Raw genomic sequence first — 16,336 nt, forward strand, 5'->3', positions numbered from 1 at the left:
TTTATTGAACCTGTCAGAAAATGAAAAATATATCAAACATCACTACCGCGCTGCTCTTAATGGCCTCGGCAGCCATTTTCCAAAGCTGCGGCTCCTCCAAGGCTGAGGAAGAAGAAAACAAAAAAGCGCCGGTCGAAGCGGCTGCTATTGAGACATTTACCTTAGAGAAAAAGCAGCTCTCGTCCAAGTTGCAGATCCCGGGCGAGCTAATCGCTTTCCAGCAAGTGGATCTATATGCCAAAGTGAGCAGCTTTGTTAAAAAAATGCATGTAGACGTGGGTACGGAAGTTACCCAGGGCCAATTGCTGGCATCGATGGAAGCGCCGGAACTCACTGCACAACTGACGGGAAGTCAGTCACGGCTTAAATCGCAGGAGGCTATTTATCAGGCAAGCAAAGCGAATTATGATCGTTTATTGGAAACCAGTAAAACACCCGGTACGGTTTCCCAGAATGACCTGGACGTTGCATTGGCGAAGCAAAATTCGGATCTGGCGCAACTGGAAGCTGCAAAATCTGCCGCGAAAGAAATTACCGATACCCGCAATTACCTTGAAATCCGCGCACCTTTCAGCGGGGTGATCACCGCCAGAAATGTCAGCGCCGGGGCTTACGTTGGGCCAACCGGAAAAGGTTCGGAATTTCCGCTTTTCACCCTTGTCGATCAGCGCAAGCTCAGGCTGGTAGTAAGTGTACCGGAAGCCTACACGGCCTACATGAAAAATCAGAGCCAGGTAACATTTCGGGTGAAGTCGCTGCCAAACCAGGATTTTCCGGCAAAAGTGAGCCGCCTCGCAGGAGCATTAGATAACCGCCTGCGCTCACAACGTACCGAAATGGACGTAATTAACAGTGATAGAAAACTTTTACCCGGCATGATTGCCGAAGTTTCAATCCCTCTTGACGGCAATGTAAATTCGTTTGCAGTACCAAAAACTGCGGTAATGAATTCAACACAAGGCACTTACCTCATTAAGATTGTTGATAAAAAAGCAGAGTGGGTTGCCGTGAAGACCGGAACGAGCAATGCTGATCAAGTGGAAGTTTTTGGCGACGTGAAAGCGGGAGATAGCATTGTTAAATCGGCCAATGAAGAAATCCGTGACCATTCTGAAATAAAAAACCAGAAGCAGGTTACTTTATAGTAGCTGCTTCTGGTTCAAAGTCTTTTGCTTCCTGCCAGCACGATCCGAAGTTTGAAACCGGCCAGATCCGTCTTAACTTCCTGGCAGAGGCCATTTTTATAAAAATAAATACCTTGTTTTCCGTCGGGTAGCGAAACGCCATACTGACCTTCCGAGATTTTCTTTACGCTGCACATCTTGCCATACCGCTCGGAATACACCTCAGTGATATTGACAGGTTCTTTATAATAAAGCCCTGTAATCGTGGAATTGATCGGCGAATTCAGTTCCAGCTTCGGTTTATCCTCGCCATCTTCACCCGAGAAAAACACTTCGTAAAGCGATTTTGTACTGCTTTTGGTCAATGTCTTCTCTTTCAAATCTCCGTTTACATGATGGGAGCAGGTGGCCGAGACCAGCTTGCCCTGCACGTAATTCGTCTGGGTGCTGTATTTGCCCTTATAAAACATGATTTTGAAGTCGGACTCTATGCGGTGAGTTTCAGTATTGTCGGCGCCTTTGTCATCAAATACCTTTAAAGAACCGATTGTTCTTCCGGCTACGATCACATTGTAGATATTCTGGCTGCGCACGAGCGGGCTTAGAAACAACAAAAACCCGGCTATTAATATTCTGATTACCATAGTAGCATTGCGAAATAGTGTGCAATCTCTATATAACAGTATAACTTTTGTTCCTATTGCCTTCCAATGTTTGCAGGAGATGTGAATATCTGATTTACAGGCAATTAATAAATCGACGATTTGAACAAAATGGGGATCGACTGAAACACTGTGCCACGCATCTTCACCCAATCAAGGCGAAATTGAATGAGCTAACGGATTTTAAAACTCGTGGACATTAGCGTATTCGTGGCCCGAAAATTATTTAGCAAAAGAAAAATCAAGCTGCTGAATCAAAGCCGGATTCTCAGGTGAAAGCGTAAAATATACCTTAACGTCGCCCGTAGTCCCCTTCAACAAAAATGTCCCGCGAAGCTGATTCTCTGGCACCATATCAGTCGAACCTGTGATATTCCCGGTTTTGGCCAGCAAAACATCCAGCTCCTTCTTCCGATGTGACACCGACCGGTCAGGAAAGAAGTTTTCAGCAAAAATCCCGCTTTGTTCAGCATTTTTCCACTCTGGCAGCAACTTCACGAGTTCTTCTTTTCTTTTCTTCAAAATGGCAGAAACCTTTATCGGAAGCGGTTTGAGGCCTGCCAGACTAATAATCGTATCCAACACAGCCGTATTAATGGTGGCCATGCCCGCATAGGTCCGGTTCGCATGCGCAAGGATCCCGATGCCGTACTCCGGCAATATCTGCCACTGGCTGCCGAAGCCCGGCAAGCCGCCGGTATGCCCAATTCCAGTCCGACCTTCACAATCCCGGCTCCACCGCAAGCCATAGCCGTAGGCGCTCACCATGGCGCAGGTCCGCCCGCTTGGATATTTGAAATTAGCGCTGAGGTTGTTGAAATTCCACGGCATCTGCATTTCACGCACATCACTCCGCAAAATCGGCCCGGTTTCAGGCACAGAGCTGGGCGGCCAGGCGGATAAATGAAAGCTCACATATTTACTGAAATCGTCGATGGAAGTAATCAGCCCGCCCATCGCGCCATACGTCCCGTCGTGCTCCAACTGCTCTTCTTTCCAGATTTCGTCCTCGTACCGGTAACCATGCGCCAGCAGTTCTTTCGGCGCCAAAGTGTATTCCCAAATGGTATTATTCATTCCCAAAGGTTTGAAAATGACCTCATTGATATATTGCTGATAAGGCTTACCCGATACATTTCCAATAATCTTACCCAGAATCGCGAAGCCCAGATTGGCGTATTCGTAAGTCACGCCCGGCACATTGGAAAACGAAATGCCTTTCTTGATCAGGTTGATCAGGTCCTCGTCCTTCGTATCCAGCTGGCGGTCGCCCCACGGATTATCTTCCGGAAAACCCGCCATGTGCGTCAGCAAATGCCGGATCGTGATCGGCGGCGCATCCGCAGTTAGGCCGGGCATATTCTTCAATTCAGGTACATATAAATAGGCAGGATCATCCAGTTTCAATTTTCCCTCCCGCTTCAAAGCCATAATGCCCATCGCAGTCACACTTTTGGACATTGACGCAATCCTGAAAAGCGATTTCGGCGTAGCCTTCGTCTTCGTCGCGATCTCGGAAAACCCCTGCCCGCCTGATAAAAGCAATTTCCCATCAACCACCAATCCAAAAGCCAAACCTGGGAAATGGTTTTTTTCAGCATACTCCTGATACATTTTTTCGATCACCGGCAACGTTGCCCTGATCTTGTCGATGCGCTCCTGCTGGGTTTGCGCGTGTGTGAAAAAACCAGAAAAAAAGAGTGAAAATGTAAAAATCAGTCTGCGCATATGGCAAAAGGTTAGGTGAATGGATTCAATTTAGAAAATTACTTTCTGATTTTCATGCTATTTCATGACTAAACGGATTGACGGATTACAACAAACTGAAAGTAAAATCCATTTTCTTGCTTTAATGCAACACATACTTTTTTAGGTTATTAAAAAAGTACAACAAATCAGAATCTAATTATGGCCTGAAACGTTAATTTTGCAGTATCAGATTAGGTAGTGCAATTTACCTCTCCAAAACCAGAGTAACCGTGAGAAAAACTTAATATTAAAAAAATTACATTAGCCATCACATTGAACAACGAGCTCTGACGCAGCTCAAAAATTTATTCTCCTATGAATTATTCAATTTTCGCCCCCTCCGATTCCCGAAAGTACCTGCGCATGGCCGTGGCGGCTTTCTTCTTCGTGCAGGGTTTGAGCTTTGCAGCCTGGGCGAGCCGGATTCCGGATATCAAAAATATGCTGCACCTTACAGAAGGTGGCTTGGGAACAGTTCTGCTGGCATTACCGATTGGTTTGATGGCCAGTTTGCCTATCTCCGGCTGGATGGTAACCAAATACGGCAGCCGCAAAATGGTCCTCATCGGTGCAATCCTTTATGCAACAACCTTAATGTTCATCGGCTTTGTAAGCAGAACCGAGCAGCTGGTGATCGCGCTATTTGCTTTTGGCCTCTGGGGTAACCTTACCAACATTGCCATCAACACGCAGGCCGTGGCAGTGGAACAGGTGTATGGAAAATCTATTATGGCCTCCTTTCACGGACTTTGGAGTCTCGCGGGCTTTGTCAGCGCGATGATCGGTTCTTTCTTTATTTCGGTTCATGTCCCTCCTCAATTCCATTTTGTGATCATTGCCATCGCCGCATTTGCGATCATTTTTACGGCTTACAAACACACCATGGCCGATTCCGACCGTAACGAAGGCGAGTCGCAACCGATGTTCGTAAAGCCCGACCTGGATTTGTTGACATTAGGTTTGATTGGTTTTTGTGCGATGGTTTGTGAAGGCGCTATGTTCGATTGGAGCGGCGTTTATTTCCAGGAAATCGTGCAGGTACCGTCTTCTATGACCACATTAGGTTACGTAGCATTTATGGGTACCATGACCGGCGGGCGTTTCGCTGGCGACTGGCTGGCCAACCGCCTCGGCAGAATGAAGATGCTGCAAATCAGCGGCGCATTGATGGGAACCGGCCTTGCGATAGCGGTGCTCTTTCCCTATCTGGTACCGGCCACATTCGGCTTCCTGCTGGTAGGATTCGGTGTTTCCTCCGTGGTACCTCTTGTTTATAGCGCAGCCGGAAGATCCACCAGCATGTCGGCAGGTATGGCGCTGGCAGCGGTTTCGTCCATCAGCTTTATCGGTTTCTTAATCGGCCCTCCCCTGATCGGTATCGTTGCCCAGTTCGCTGACCTTCGCTGGTCATTCGCAATCGTAGGTGTACTTGCATCATTGACTGCGTTCTTGTCGACCAAAGCGAAATTGATCCGCTAAGGATATTACAAAGTATTGAAGTTAAAAAGGAAACCTGGCTAGGTTTCCTTTTTTGTTTGGCTAGAATAGAAAATCACGATTTCTTAATAAATAAACCCTTCGACATCAAGCTTTCACCACCATCATGCTTTTTATATTATCCTAAAAACTGCCTCAAATAATTCCGACTCGTCAGAATCGCGCTCTGCACGTCCGTAACATTGCCTTCGTAAGCTTTATCTTCGACCTCGATCACCACCGGCCCGCGGTAGCGGACATCCGTGAGCGCTGCGAAGAAGTTGCGCCAGTTTACATCTCCTAATCCTGGAAGTTTCGGCGAATGATACTCCAAAGGATTCGCCATAATGCCCACCCGGTCAAGTTTATTTTTGTAAACTTTTGCATCCTTCAAATGTATATGATGCAATCGTGATTTATAATTGTAAATTGGATAAGTTTCATCCATCATTTGCCAGATCATGTGTGACGGATCGTAGTTTAAGCCAAAAATTTCGCTCGGAATAATCTCGAACATTTTGTCCCACACCGCTGGGCTGATCGCTAGATTTTTCCCTCCCGGCCATTCATCATCGGTAAAAAACATCGGGCAATTTTCAATACCGATTTTAACATTATTCTCCTCCGCTACCTTCACGACCGAAGGCCACACATCCGCGAACCGGGCCAGGTTGTCTTTAATACTTTTGGAAGGATCGCGACCGATGAATGTGGTGACGACCGGAATGTTGAGCTTCGCCGCTCCCCGGATCACCTGCTTAATATGTTCCAGAAAGTACTCGGAGCGATTGGGGTCCGGGTCCAGCGGGTTGGGATAATAGCCGAGTGCAGAAATGAAAATGTTGGCTTCTTTCAGTGTCGACTTGATCTGGCTAACCTTTTCGGGAGTCAGTTTATTGACATCAATATGCGTGACGCCGGCGTACCTGCGACTGTCGGCATTATCGGCTGGCCAGCACATCATTTCTACGCACGAAAACCCGTGATTTCCTGCAAATTGCACCACATGTTCGAAACCAAAATCAGCAAGAATTGCGCTATTAAAACCTAATTGGAGCATAAGAATCTAGTTTTTGGGTAAACTTCTGCAAAAAAATGCCGGCTATCAACTGCTCTTCCAAATTTTCTGCGGCTTCATGTATACAGGTCACCACTGGTACTTATCGACCCCTATGAAATCATGCGATTTTTAGTAATATTGACCCGGCAAAACCAAATGAACCTTAACGCTTTAGACCATTATGGCAGACGCAGAACCGGGTATTGGCAAAAAGATACTCAGCTTTTTTATCAAGGAAAATGACGAACCGGCCAAACCGGTTGCAAACCCCTCCGCACCTCCCCAGCCAGCAGCGCCAACTAACAGCGTTGCGCCCACGGTACCAAATGTTGCAGGTACTGCCAATGTGGACCGGAAGTTTGTAGAGCACTTTGTAAACCTTCTTGAAAAGGCCAACCTGCCAGGTCCTGATTATTTTGAATACAAACAGGCGCTGCAAAATATGGAAGGTCTGGGTTTGGGCGAAGAAAAGCAGTTTCAGGCAGCTTGGGCCAGTTTCAAGGCGATGGGCAATGTCAAGGATTCGACGATCCTGAAAACTTCCGCCGATCAATATCTTGGAATTCTGGACAAAGACAGGGCATCATTTTTAAAGGATGTTGAAAAAGCGATCAAAGACCGCGTGGGCGCTTTGCAGGATGAGCAGAAGAAGCTGGAAGATGCTAATACTGCCTTCACGCAGCAAATCGCTGACATTCAGAAAAAAATGGACGAGAACAAAAACCGGCTAGGCCAGATTTCCGGCGAAGTAACCGAACAAAGCGCGAAAATCAATGCAAATAGAGATAGCTTTGAGATCACCTACGCGAGCTTCGTGGAGCAGATTAAATCCGATTTAAATAAAATCACCCAATACATTCACTAACCTGACACTTCAAAAACAATGGCAACACCAGATTTTTCACAAATTGGCGGCTCGCAGGAGGACAACTCCAAGCGGTCGTATTGGAGTAAGCCTGAGGGCATTACATCGCTCCTTTTCCTGGGGGCAGCCGGCGCGGCGGAATTGTATTTTTGGAATAAAATAGCGCGGTTCCTGATCGAAGTGACCCAGAATACCTTGTACTTGGCATTTTTGATGGCTGCACTGGCGCTGGTGATTTTCCTTTTTACCAGCAAAGATGTCCGTACGGCCGTTTTCTTTTTGTTCAAAACACTGATGCGCAACATTACTGGCCTCATTATCAAGCTGGACCCGATCGCGATCATGAAGATTTACATTGATGATCTGAAAGAAAAGCGCGAGAAGATGCAGGGACAGATCAACACTTTGGCGGGTCAGCTGGTGAAGTTGAACAAGAACATTAACCAGAATAATGAGCTGATCAAACAGAAATTTGCGGAAGCGAATAAAGCCAGCACGATGCTCGACAGGCCGGGTATGAAGGAAACTGCTTCGCTGGCTACGATCGAGGGCGCGGGTTTGCAGGAAATGAATGAAAAGCTTTTTCCGCTGCAACGAAATATGAAAACGGTGCTCGAATTCATGGAAAAAGTGAACAAAAGCGCCGATTACATTATCAAGGAAACCGAGATCAAGGTGAAGCTGAAAGAGGCGGAATACCGGATCGTGAAGGAGAGTTCGAATGCACTGCGGACTGCGATCAGTATTTTCAAAGGTAACCCTGACAAGAAGTTCTATTTCGACGAGTCGATGGAATACATCCAGGACGATATGAGCCAGAAATTGGGTGAAATGAAACGCGCGATGGACCTTTCGCTGGACTTTATCAATGGTGTGGATGTGCAAAATGGCTTGCTTTCGGACAAAGGCCAGGCGATGCTGGAAGCTTATAACTCAAACCAGTTCAAGTTTATACAGCTGGACGCGCCGGAAAAAACGACTCGGCCGATTGAAGCACCGAAAGATTCGAGTTATAAAGGTCTTCTGGACTAAACCGTTTATTGTAAACACATTTAACATTGTTCCATTTTTAACACAAACCAATGAAAAGACTGACAGTTGCCGGCCGATTGATTATTACGGCCCTGATTTTGGGAGCCATATTTGTAGGCTATAAATATTTTGGCGGCCAGAAAGCACTAGATAAAATGGCCCAAAACCAGTCGGCCGGGGCTGATTCGGTTACCGTAACCGCCGGTTATGAACCAACCCCTTCCGAAAGTTCGTCGTCTAATTCGGACGCGACAAGCTCCGAAACTTCCACATTCAGCTATACTTCTCCTGAGCCGGTGGATGGCAAATTGAAAGGCGTGGTTGAACTGGGAGCGAGCGGCTTTAATTCATTTATCATTAAGGTAGATAATCAAAAACGTTGGAGTCTCGAAAAATCCGAGTTTGGGAATAGTCTGGTTACTGAGAATATGGCTACCGACGAGGATATCCGGATCGGGTTGAAAAAATACATCGGCAGCATGCTTGATTTCGGGGTTGGCAGCAAGGACATTCATTTTGTAGTAAGCTCGGGCGCTGCGAAAGCGGAAGTAACCCAGAAGATTACGAAGGCTCTGAAATCGCTGGGATATGTGGTCAACCAAGTTACGCCAGAGCAGGAAGGCCAGCTGGCACTAAAATCTGTTTTGCCGACGGAATATGCGGATAAAGCATTTGTAGTGGATATCGGATCTGGAAACACCAAGATATCCTGGATTGATGGCAGCAAAGTTTCTGCACTTGAATCTTACGGCGCCAAATATTTCCAGGACGGCAAAGACGATGCAAAGGTGTACGAAGAGGTGAGCGCCAAAGCAAAACAAGTACCAGAAAACCTGCGTAAAACCTGCTTTATTATCGGTGGCGTACCTTTTGAAATGGCCAAAGAAGTGCGCAAAGGAAAAGAACGCTACACGACATTGAGCGAACCGCTCGCCTACTCGAAGCTGAGTAATGCAAAATCAAAAGCCGGTGTGAACATTTACAAAGCTGTAAAAGACGCTACCGGCTGCGACCAGTTTGTGTTCGACTGGGACGCAAACTTTACGATCGGATTTTTATTGGGACTTTAATTTTAATAGTTTCATGGGGGGAAGGGAGCACATCTCTTCCCCTTTATTATTTTTAAGATGACGCTATCGCAACTATTTAATGCTATTTCGCAAAATCCGTGGCCCACGGTAATTTACTTTATTATACTCCCGCTTGCTACGTGGCTAATCGGTATCGTTGCAAACGGAAGTAAAGATGTTAAATTTTGGAGTTTAATATATGCAATCATTGTTTACGCAGTTTGTATACCTGGCATTTTCGCAGTCACATTAAACATTTATCTTTTCCTTTTTGAACGTCAAAGCATCTGGCAGGCGAACATTGTTTTGCAGTATTTGCCGATCATTTCCATGGCGATCACGCTGATGCTCATCAAAAGCAAGATACCTTTTTCCCTCATCCCCGGTTTTGGCAAACTTTCCGGATTTCTCACATTGATTGCGGCGCTGATCGGCGTGATGTGGTTTTTCGACAGAATCCACTTAGTAGCATTCACTTACGTTCCATTTAGTGTCATTTTAATCGGTTTTATCCTCACACTACTTGCCATCAGATTTGCATGGAGCAAATTGTTTTAACCGGAGGCACATACATTCAAATCTCCGTCACCGAAGAACAGAAGTTTTTTGCGCGCCAACTGGTCGAACATTCGCTTCGGCATCACCGCGTGTCCAACATTTGGGACAAGCACCATGATAAGCTTTCGCAAACCCGGATGATGCGTTATACCGGCAGTCTCGGCGAAGTGGTCTTTGCAGATTGCTACCACCTGCCCCGCCCTACCCATTCTTTCGGCGCGGTCGATGGTCAGGATTGGGGCCAGGATTTTTTGATCGAATCGGAGGAAGGTATTTTTTCGGTGGATATCAAATCTATGAAACGCAAGTCCGGCACGCTCGCCACCGACTATGTTCTGAACATTCCCGGCTCCCAACTTCACAAACCCAATTCCAAAACTTCACATTATTTCTGCATATCATTTCATCAATCCGAAGCCCAGGGTACCATCGCCTCGCTGATCGGTTTCATTGATAAGTTTGCCTTGGAATCCGGGACAGTCGGACAGCTCTACAAATCCGGTACAAAGCGTATCAGGGCCGATAAAAGCACATTCACTTTTCATGAAAACACATATGAAGTTTTGTTCACCCACATTGATCCTCCCGTCATAACCAATTATTTGAAGCAGTCAAAAGGATTTAAAGTTTGCCATCTGAAATAAAAAATATACGTATATTTGAGAACAATCTACTCGACTGATACGTATAAAATGGCAACCAAAAAAGAACCCAAAGTGAAACTGACATTAACCGTAAAGAAATCAGTAGTAGAGAATGCTAAAAATTATGCTGCGCAACTCGGCATCTCACTATCACAATTAATTGAAGACCACTTGGCAAAGTTGAATGCCAAAGAAGAATTAAAATCTGACAAGCCCATGAGTATCTCTGATCAGCTTTTTGGGTGCGCCCGCGGTCCGTTGAGCAACATGACCGACCAGGAAATAAAAGATATGTGGGTGAAGGACAAGTATGGTCTATGAAATTATTTCTGGACACCAATGTTTTGCTGGATCATGCCTTGGACAGACCGACAGGGCAGCCAAACGAAGTTAGATTTCTTCTAACATGGGCCGAAGAAAATAGCATTGCGATTTATATGTCGGCTGGGAGTATTTATGCCTTTACTTATTTGATGCAAAGAAACGGAATCCGGGATGAGGCGCTAAAAGGCATGCTTCATTTATATCTTCGCATTCTCAGGATTTCACCAAGTGATACAGATTGCTTTCTCGATGCGGTCCAATCCGGGTTTAAAGATATGGAGGACGCATTTCAACATCAGACTGCACTGAGGTCTCAATGCGATTATCTGCTTACCAATAATGTGAAGGATTTTAAATTGTCGACTTCTAAGAGTATGAAAATATTGACGCCAAATGACTTCCTGACCAATGTATTAAAAAAGAGGAAGGGAATTCATTACTAATCCATGGCTTCAAAAAACCGCTCGTACGACAGAAAAAAGCTACTTGGGCAGGTTTATACGCCTTTTCATATTGTTGATAAGATATTGGATGTCAGCGGATTTTATCGGTCCGACTTAGACAGCATTAAAATCCTGGATCCGGCTTGCGGTGACGGACGTTTCCTTGTTCCGGTTGTTGAATACATTGTAAAACATTCATTGCCTGAACAACTAGAAAACCGGCTTAGCCAGGTTTATGGCTGGGATATTGATCCGGCGGCAATTGAAGTTTGTCGTAAGAATTTGGATGACATTGTCCGGCCGCTGGGTATTGAGGTACATTGGAAATTGTCGGTGCGGGATGCTTTGCGACAACTTCATTCCCGGGAGAAATTTGATTTAATTATTGGTAATCCGCCCTACATTCGCATTCAGCATTTGCCGGAAGACCAGCGGAAATTCATTCAAAAAACATTTACTTTTTGCCGCATAGGCGCTACGGATGCATTTTTCGCATTCTTCGAACTGGCCTCACGCCTACTGAGTAAAACCGGCGTTTGCGGTTTTATTACGCCCAATTCTTTTCTTACTTCCCAAAGCGGCAAGGCGCTCCGCTCCTATTTTTCAAGCCGCCAGAATTTGATTGGCATCACCAATTATGGGACGATACCCGTTTTTGGAAATACCGGGACGTACCCAGCGATTACGGTTTTTAGTAAGCAAAAGCGCGATTACTTTACATTTGAACAATGTTTGAATGCGGATTTTGGCTACGAACAAAGAGCCGTCGCATTCTCCGAAATAGACATTTTGAAGCCCTGGCAACTATCTGTAAAGCAGGAAGAAACTATTGAAGGTCAGCGACTTGGAGATATTTGTCAGATTTCGGTGGGTGTCACAACACTGGCGGATGCTTACTATCTTTTTTCTGTGATCAGTGAGAATAATGGGATTGCTTTTGTCAAAAACAAAAATGGCGACGAGGTATACCTTGAAAAGGAATTGCTCAAACCGATCATTAAAGGATCGAAACTGAAAACAGCCACGGACCCGATTACGGAATTCATTCTTTTCCCCTACCAAAAAGATGCAGACGGAAAGCATCGCATCATTCCCGAGCAAATTCTTAGCTCAAAATTTCCTCAAACTTTTTCCTATTTGCTTAAAGTAAAACCTGTCCTGGATCGTCGTGATAATGGGAAGGCTAATCCGGTTGCATGGTACGCATTCGGGCGGGCGCAGGGGTTGGATAGCTCTTTTGGGAAAAAAATCATTTTTTCACCCATGAATAAAGCACCAAACTTTGTGTTGTACGAAAATCCGGATGTTACGGTGTATTCAGGCTATTTTATCAAGTACGATGGTGATTACCAAGCACTTTTGGAACAACTGAATTCACAGAGAATGTCTGATTTCATCGCCACAGCCGGCAGGGATTTCCAGGGAGGTTATAAAGGTTACAACAAAAAAGCAATCGAAAATTTTATCGTAACCAACCAACATCAAGAAAAACAACAGAACAATTAAGCCACAATTAGGAAATGAACACAGATCAAATCATCGATTTTTGGAAAGCCTACAATCAGTATTTAATTGAAATTGTGCGGCAGATTCCGGCAAAACTTCCTGTCCTTTTTGGTACAAGCCAGGACGGACAGAAATATGCATTGAAATTGTATTCGGACGATGCAGATAGTGCCGAGCAGTACCTGACACCGATCATTGCCCGTTAATGCTTGCTAAAAAACTGGTGTAAATCTGCTTATAAATAAACGAACGTTCATTTATATTTGCAGAAAAATATTGAAGCAACGTTGCGAACAAGAGACACGAATAAGGAAGCGCTGATCAGAGAAAAAGCCATTGAAATTATTGTAAAACATGGCTTCGACGGGCTCAGCATGCATAAATTGGCAAAATCCGCCGGGGTATCGGTGGCTACCATTTATATATATTTTAAAGATCGGGAAGATCTGATTCAGCAACTTTACACGGAGGAAACCCGAAAAATGGCTGACGCAACATTGCGCAATTTCGATCCTGAGGCGCGTTTTGACGAAGGTCTGAAAGTGCAGTGGCTCAACCGGATGAATTATTGTCTGGAAAATCCATACAGCATGACATTCATGGAGCAACTTAAACATTCTCCGCTCGTGAGCCGCGCCACGATGGATACCCGGTTTTTGAATGCCATGTCACGGTTTGTTCACAAAGCCATCGAGCAAAAAGAGATTGTGTCGCTGCCTGTGGAAATTTACTGGTCCATCGCTTTCGCGCCTTTATACCAGCTCGTGAAATTCCACATTTCAAAAACGTCCATGCCGGGAAGGCCGCCTTTTGTATTCGATGAAGCCAAAATTAATCAAACACTTGAACTGGTTATTAAGGCTTTAAAACCCTAGATTGATATTTAAAGACTACTCAATACCTACCGCCTGCTATGAAAAATTACACCACAGAAGAATTTGTACTCGTATTCAGGACCAACATTAATCGCAAAAAACATGTGAAATCCATCTCCCGCCTTCTCAACAATTGCGGTGAAATTATCAGATGGAATGTGGACCTGACAGACATTGATAATGTGTTACGAATAGAGGCGACGCATCCGGACTGCGGACCGATGATCGCCCTTGTAAACAGAGCAGGTTACGCCTGCGAAGAATTAACAGACTAAGCCTTTTTAAACAACTAAATATGTCAGAACAAAAAACCGCTACTTTTTCGGGTTACGAAAAATTCATCATTGCAGTCCTCGCGACATTACAATTCACGGTCGTGCTGGATTTTATGGTCATTTCGCCCCTGGGTTACATCCTGCTCGACAAGCTTTCGATCAGCACTACACAATTCGGGCTTGTGGTATCTGCCTATGCATTCAGCGCCGGGGCGGCCGGCTTACTCACTGCCGGTTTCGCCGACAAATTCGACAGGAAAAAGCTGCTCATTTTCTTTTATTCGGGCTTTGTAGTCGGAACCTTGTTTTGCGGGATCGCTCCTACCTATGAATTTTTGCTGGCGGCGCGGATCTTCACCGGATTATTTGGCGGCGTGATCAGCTCGATCAGCTTTGCCATCATTACCGATCTTTTCCCGATCCAGGTTCGGGGCCGCGTGATGGGTTTTGTACAAATGGCTTTTGCCAGCAGCCAGGTTTTAGGTATTCCCATCGGATTGTATCTGGCGAAGGCTTTCAGCTGGCACGCACCGTTTTTAATGATCGTCGGTCTGAGTATCGTCGTCGGATTTCTGGTGGTGACTTATATGAAACCGATCAATGCACATTTGAAACTGCAAACCGGCGGTAATGCATTCAAACATTTGGGAAATATTCTGGCGCGCCCGGAATATCTGCAAGGTTTTGCGGCGACAACATTGTTAGCTACCGGCGGTTTTATGCTGATGCCTTTTGGTACTGCTTATGGCGTAAATAATCTCGGGATCAAAGAGGCGCAGCTCCCCACATTGTATATGATCACCGGGATTTGCATGCTGGTCTTCAGTCCGCTGATCGGGAAGCTGAGCGACAAAATCGGGAAGTACAAAGTGTTCCTCGGCGGCTCTTTTGTGGCTTGCGTGATGACATTGATTTATTGCAATCTACCGGTTACGCCGCTTTGGATTATCATTGCTTTGAACGTGCTGCTTTTCGTCGGGATCACCGGAAGGATGATCTCCGCATCAGCTTTGATGACAGCCGTACCCGAGCCGCAGGACCGCGGTGCATTCATGGGAATCAACTCTTCGATACAGCAAATTGCCGGTGGTATCGCATCACTGATCGCCGGATTTATCGTCACCGAAGGCGTCGGTGGCCGCATTGAAAATTATCCAACATTGGGAAATGTGGTGGTTGTTGCGATTATCGTGACGGCACTTTTAATGTACCGTATTCACACATACGTTTCTGCGAAACTGACAGCATCCGCTGCTAGTCCGGCACAGAAGACGTCTGTCTAGCATCTCTATTCTTTTTACTAGCCTCAGGTCGAAAGCCTGGGGCTATTTTTTTGGGCTGATTATTAGGTTCTTACCAAAAATTTTAAAGAAATTCCAAAATAAATTCTTTTAATACATTTTGATCTTTTAAATAGTTTAATACATTTACAAAGCAAAAAACTTTTGGAGCTTTCTATTTATAGCTATTAGTGATAAAAATATTTTACGTTTATTTACGTACGGAACGTAGGATAAACTCATACTTTTTATACATATAATATTTATAAATGAAAATCATCAGTATTGTCAACAACAAAGGCGGGGTTGGAAAAACGACTTCGGCACAAAGTATCGCTGCCGGTCTCCGCAAATTTGCCAATGCCCGGGTGCTCGTGATCGACCTGGATGCGCAGGCGAGTCTTACCAAAAGTTTCGGCATTACCCATGCCGGATTGAAGAAAGACAGCGGCTCGTTCATTACCGGTGAATACGAATTTGACGAGATCGTAAAACGTGTTGGCGACATTGATGTACTGCCCGGATCGGCGGAAATGATACACAGGGAAGACACCATCAAGTCGGCGCCCGTGTTTCCTTTCAACCTGAAAATTGCGCTGGAAAAAGTACGTGACCGCTACGATTTTGTGATCATCGACTGCCCGCCTGCGCTCTACGGAAATACGAGACTGGCGCTTGTGTCGTGCCACCAATATTATGTTCCGCTGCAAGCCGAGTTTTTGAGTTACGAAGGTTTGCGCAACTTTTTGGTTTACTCCGCAGAGATCAAAAAGATCAGTCCGAATACCAACCTGGGCGGCGTTTTTGCAACACGCTATAACCCGAAGATCCGTAAGAAGATCAGTCACGAGCTGATCGCGGCGACCCGGGAGCAGCTTGGCGATGTATTTATGGATTCGTACATTCGCGATAACATTGCCTTGTCCGAGGCGCAGGCGAACGGAACAACAATTTTTGATTACGCCCCCGAAAGCAATGGTGCTGAGGACTATTATAAGTTAACAAAAGAAATACTCGAACGAATTAATAACTGACATCTATGGCAAAGGAAAGGAAATTTGATTTTGCGCCCCTACCCCTGGTTACCGACGTGGAAGAAGAGCCGATCAGCAAAACCAGCGAGGCCCCGGAAGGCGCCCCTACCAAAGTAACCTTCGATTGTGACTACATTCTGATGGAGAACATGAAGGATTACGGCTACTGGGAAGGGCTGACGCAAAAAGACATTATTCTGGAATCCTTAAAGCTGTATTTTCAGGACAAAGAAATCAGACCGAGGCCCGACAAAATCCGCAACCGCACTAAGGTCGGCCGAAAACCTAAATCCGCAAACGACTAACAAAAATGTCTCCCGAACAGGAGACATTTTTTTTGTGCCAAAAATTATTAAATC

Annotated in this window: 19 protein-coding genes; 16 read left to right on the top strand and 3 right to left on the bottom strand. The window is 45.4% G+C overall.

The genetic code is table 11. The features are described 5' to 3' along the window. The first annotated feature begins 20 nt into the window (after positions 1-20). Positions 21-1,145, top strand: a complete 1,125-nt coding sequence (locus tag FEN17_RS05540) for an efflux RND transporter periplasmic adaptor subunit (RefSeq protein ID WP_138364282.1) — start codon at positions 21-23, stop codon at positions 1,143-1,145. A 14-nt stretch (positions 1,146-1,159) separates the two neighbouring features. Here the strand turns inward: FEN17_RS05540 and FEN17_RS05545 are convergent, their stop codons facing one another. Together FEN17_RS05545 and FEN17_RS05550 are read right to left on the bottom strand one after the other, a co-directional pair. Then, positions 1,160-1,768, bottom strand: coding sequence for a DUF6134 family protein (locus FEN17_RS05545; protein WP_138364283.1), 609 nt, complete (start codon positions 1,766-1,768; stop codon positions 1,160-1,162). A gap of 240 nt (positions 1,769-2,008) precedes the next feature. Next, a complete protein-coding gene (locus tag FEN17_RS05550) occupies positions 2,009-3,514 on the bottom strand; it encodes a serine hydrolase domain-containing protein (protein ID WP_138364284.1) in 1,506 nt (501 codons plus the stop codon). A 336-nt stretch (positions 3,515-3,850) separates the two neighbouring features. Between FEN17_RS05550 and FEN17_RS05555 the strand changes: the two genes are divergently transcribed. Further along, entirely contained in the window at positions 3,851-5,014 is a 1,164-nt protein-coding gene (locus FEN17_RS05555; protein ID WP_138364285.1) for an MFS transporter, read from the top strand. Positions 5,015-5,150: 136 nt separating this feature from the next. Here FEN17_RS05555 and FEN17_RS05560 read toward each other — a convergent pair whose 3' ends face one another. Next, on the bottom strand, positions 5,151-6,071 hold the full coding sequence (locus FEN17_RS05560) for a sugar phosphate isomerase/epimerase family protein (protein WP_138364286.1): 921 nt from the start codon (positions 6,069-6,071) through the stop codon (positions 5,151-5,153). A 181-nt stretch (positions 6,072-6,252) separates the two neighbouring features. Between FEN17_RS05560 and FEN17_RS05565 the strand changes: the two genes are divergently transcribed. The 14 genes from FEN17_RS05565 (at position 6,253) to FEN17_RS05630 (ending at position 16,282) form a co-directional block, all read left to right on the top strand. Continuing rightward, on the top strand, positions 6,253-6,936 hold the full coding sequence (locus tag FEN17_RS05565; protein WP_138364287.1) for a coiled-coil domain-containing protein: 684 nt from the start codon (positions 6,253-6,255) through the stop codon (positions 6,934-6,936). A gap of 18 nt (positions 6,937-6,954) precedes the next feature. Continuing rightward, on the top strand, positions 6,955-7,968 hold the full coding sequence (locus tag FEN17_RS05570) for a hypothetical protein (protein ID WP_138364288.1): 1,014 nt from the start codon (positions 6,955-6,957) through the stop codon (positions 7,966-7,968). A gap of 50 nt (positions 7,969-8,018) precedes the next feature. After that, entirely contained in the window at positions 8,019-9,038 is a 1,020-nt protein-coding gene (locus FEN17_RS05575) for a Ppx/GppA phosphatase family protein (protein WP_138364289.1), read from the top strand. A gap of 57 nt (positions 9,039-9,095) precedes the next feature. After that, on the top strand, positions 9,096-9,596 hold the full coding sequence (locus FEN17_RS05580) for a hypothetical protein (RefSeq protein ID WP_138364290.1): 501 nt from the start codon (positions 9,096-9,098) through the stop codon (positions 9,594-9,596). Beyond that, positions 9,578-10,240: a hypothetical protein gene (locus FEN17_RS05585; protein WP_138364291.1), complete on the top strand. Its 663-nt coding sequence runs from the start codon at positions 9,578-9,580 to the stop codon at positions 10,238-10,240. Before FEN17_RS05580 ends, FEN17_RS05585 begins: the two co-directional genes overlap by 19 nt. Positions 10,241-10,255: 15 nt before the next feature. Continuing rightward, the gene (locus tag FEN17_RS05590) at positions 10,256-10,561 is read left to right on the top strand and encodes a DUF6364 family protein (RefSeq protein ID WP_138364292.1); all 306 of its coding nucleotides are present in this window, start codon (positions 10,256-10,258) and stop codon (positions 10,559-10,561) included. Next, positions 10,558-11,007, top strand: coding sequence for a type II toxin-antitoxin system VapC family toxin (locus tag FEN17_RS05595; RefSeq protein ID WP_138364293.1), 450 nt, complete (start codon positions 10,558-10,560; stop codon positions 11,005-11,007). The genes FEN17_RS05590 and FEN17_RS05595 overlap by 4 nt, the downstream gene beginning before the upstream one ends. Before the next feature lie 3 nt (positions 11,008-11,010). Further along, positions 11,011-12,513: an Eco57I restriction-modification methylase domain-containing protein gene (locus FEN17_RS05600; RefSeq protein WP_138364294.1), complete on the top strand. Its 1,503-nt coding sequence runs from the start codon at positions 11,011-11,013 to the stop codon at positions 12,511-12,513. A gap of 14 nt (positions 12,514-12,527) precedes the next feature. Further along, a complete protein-coding gene (locus tag FEN17_RS05605; RefSeq protein WP_138364295.1) occupies positions 12,528-12,719 on the top strand; it encodes a hypothetical protein in 192 nt (63 codons plus the stop codon). Between the two features lie 81 nt (positions 12,720-12,800). After that, the gene (locus FEN17_RS05610; RefSeq protein ID WP_205748101.1) at positions 12,801-13,388 is read left to right on the top strand and encodes a TetR/AcrR family transcriptional regulator; all 588 of its coding nucleotides are present in this window, start codon (positions 12,801-12,803) and stop codon (positions 13,386-13,388) included. A 38-nt stretch (positions 13,389-13,426) separates the two neighbouring features. After that, positions 13,427-13,663, top strand: a complete 237-nt coding sequence (locus tag FEN17_RS05615) for a hypothetical protein (protein ID WP_138364296.1) — start codon at positions 13,427-13,429, stop codon at positions 13,661-13,663. 20 nt (positions 13,664-13,683) lie between these two features. Then, on the top strand, positions 13,684-14,946 hold the full coding sequence (locus FEN17_RS05620) for an MFS transporter (RefSeq protein WP_138364297.1): 1,263 nt from the start codon (positions 13,684-13,686) through the stop codon (positions 14,944-14,946). Between the two features lie 266 nt (positions 14,947-15,212). Then, positions 15,213-15,977 (top strand): ParA family protein, encoded by a 765-nt coding sequence (locus FEN17_RS05625; RefSeq protein ID WP_138364298.1) that lies wholly within the window; start codon positions 15,213-15,215, stop codon positions 15,975-15,977. A gap of 5 nt (positions 15,978-15,982) precedes the next feature. After that, positions 15,983-16,282 (top strand): hypothetical protein, encoded by a 300-nt coding sequence (locus FEN17_RS05630; RefSeq protein WP_138364299.1) that lies wholly within the window; start codon positions 15,983-15,985, stop codon positions 16,280-16,282. Positions 16,283-16,336: the final 54 nt, after the last annotated feature.

This window comes from Dyadobacter luticola, assembly GCF_005860805.1.
Classification (GTDB): Bacteria; Bacteroidota; Bacteroidia; order Cytophagales; family Spirosomataceae; genus Dyadobacter; species Dyadobacter luticola.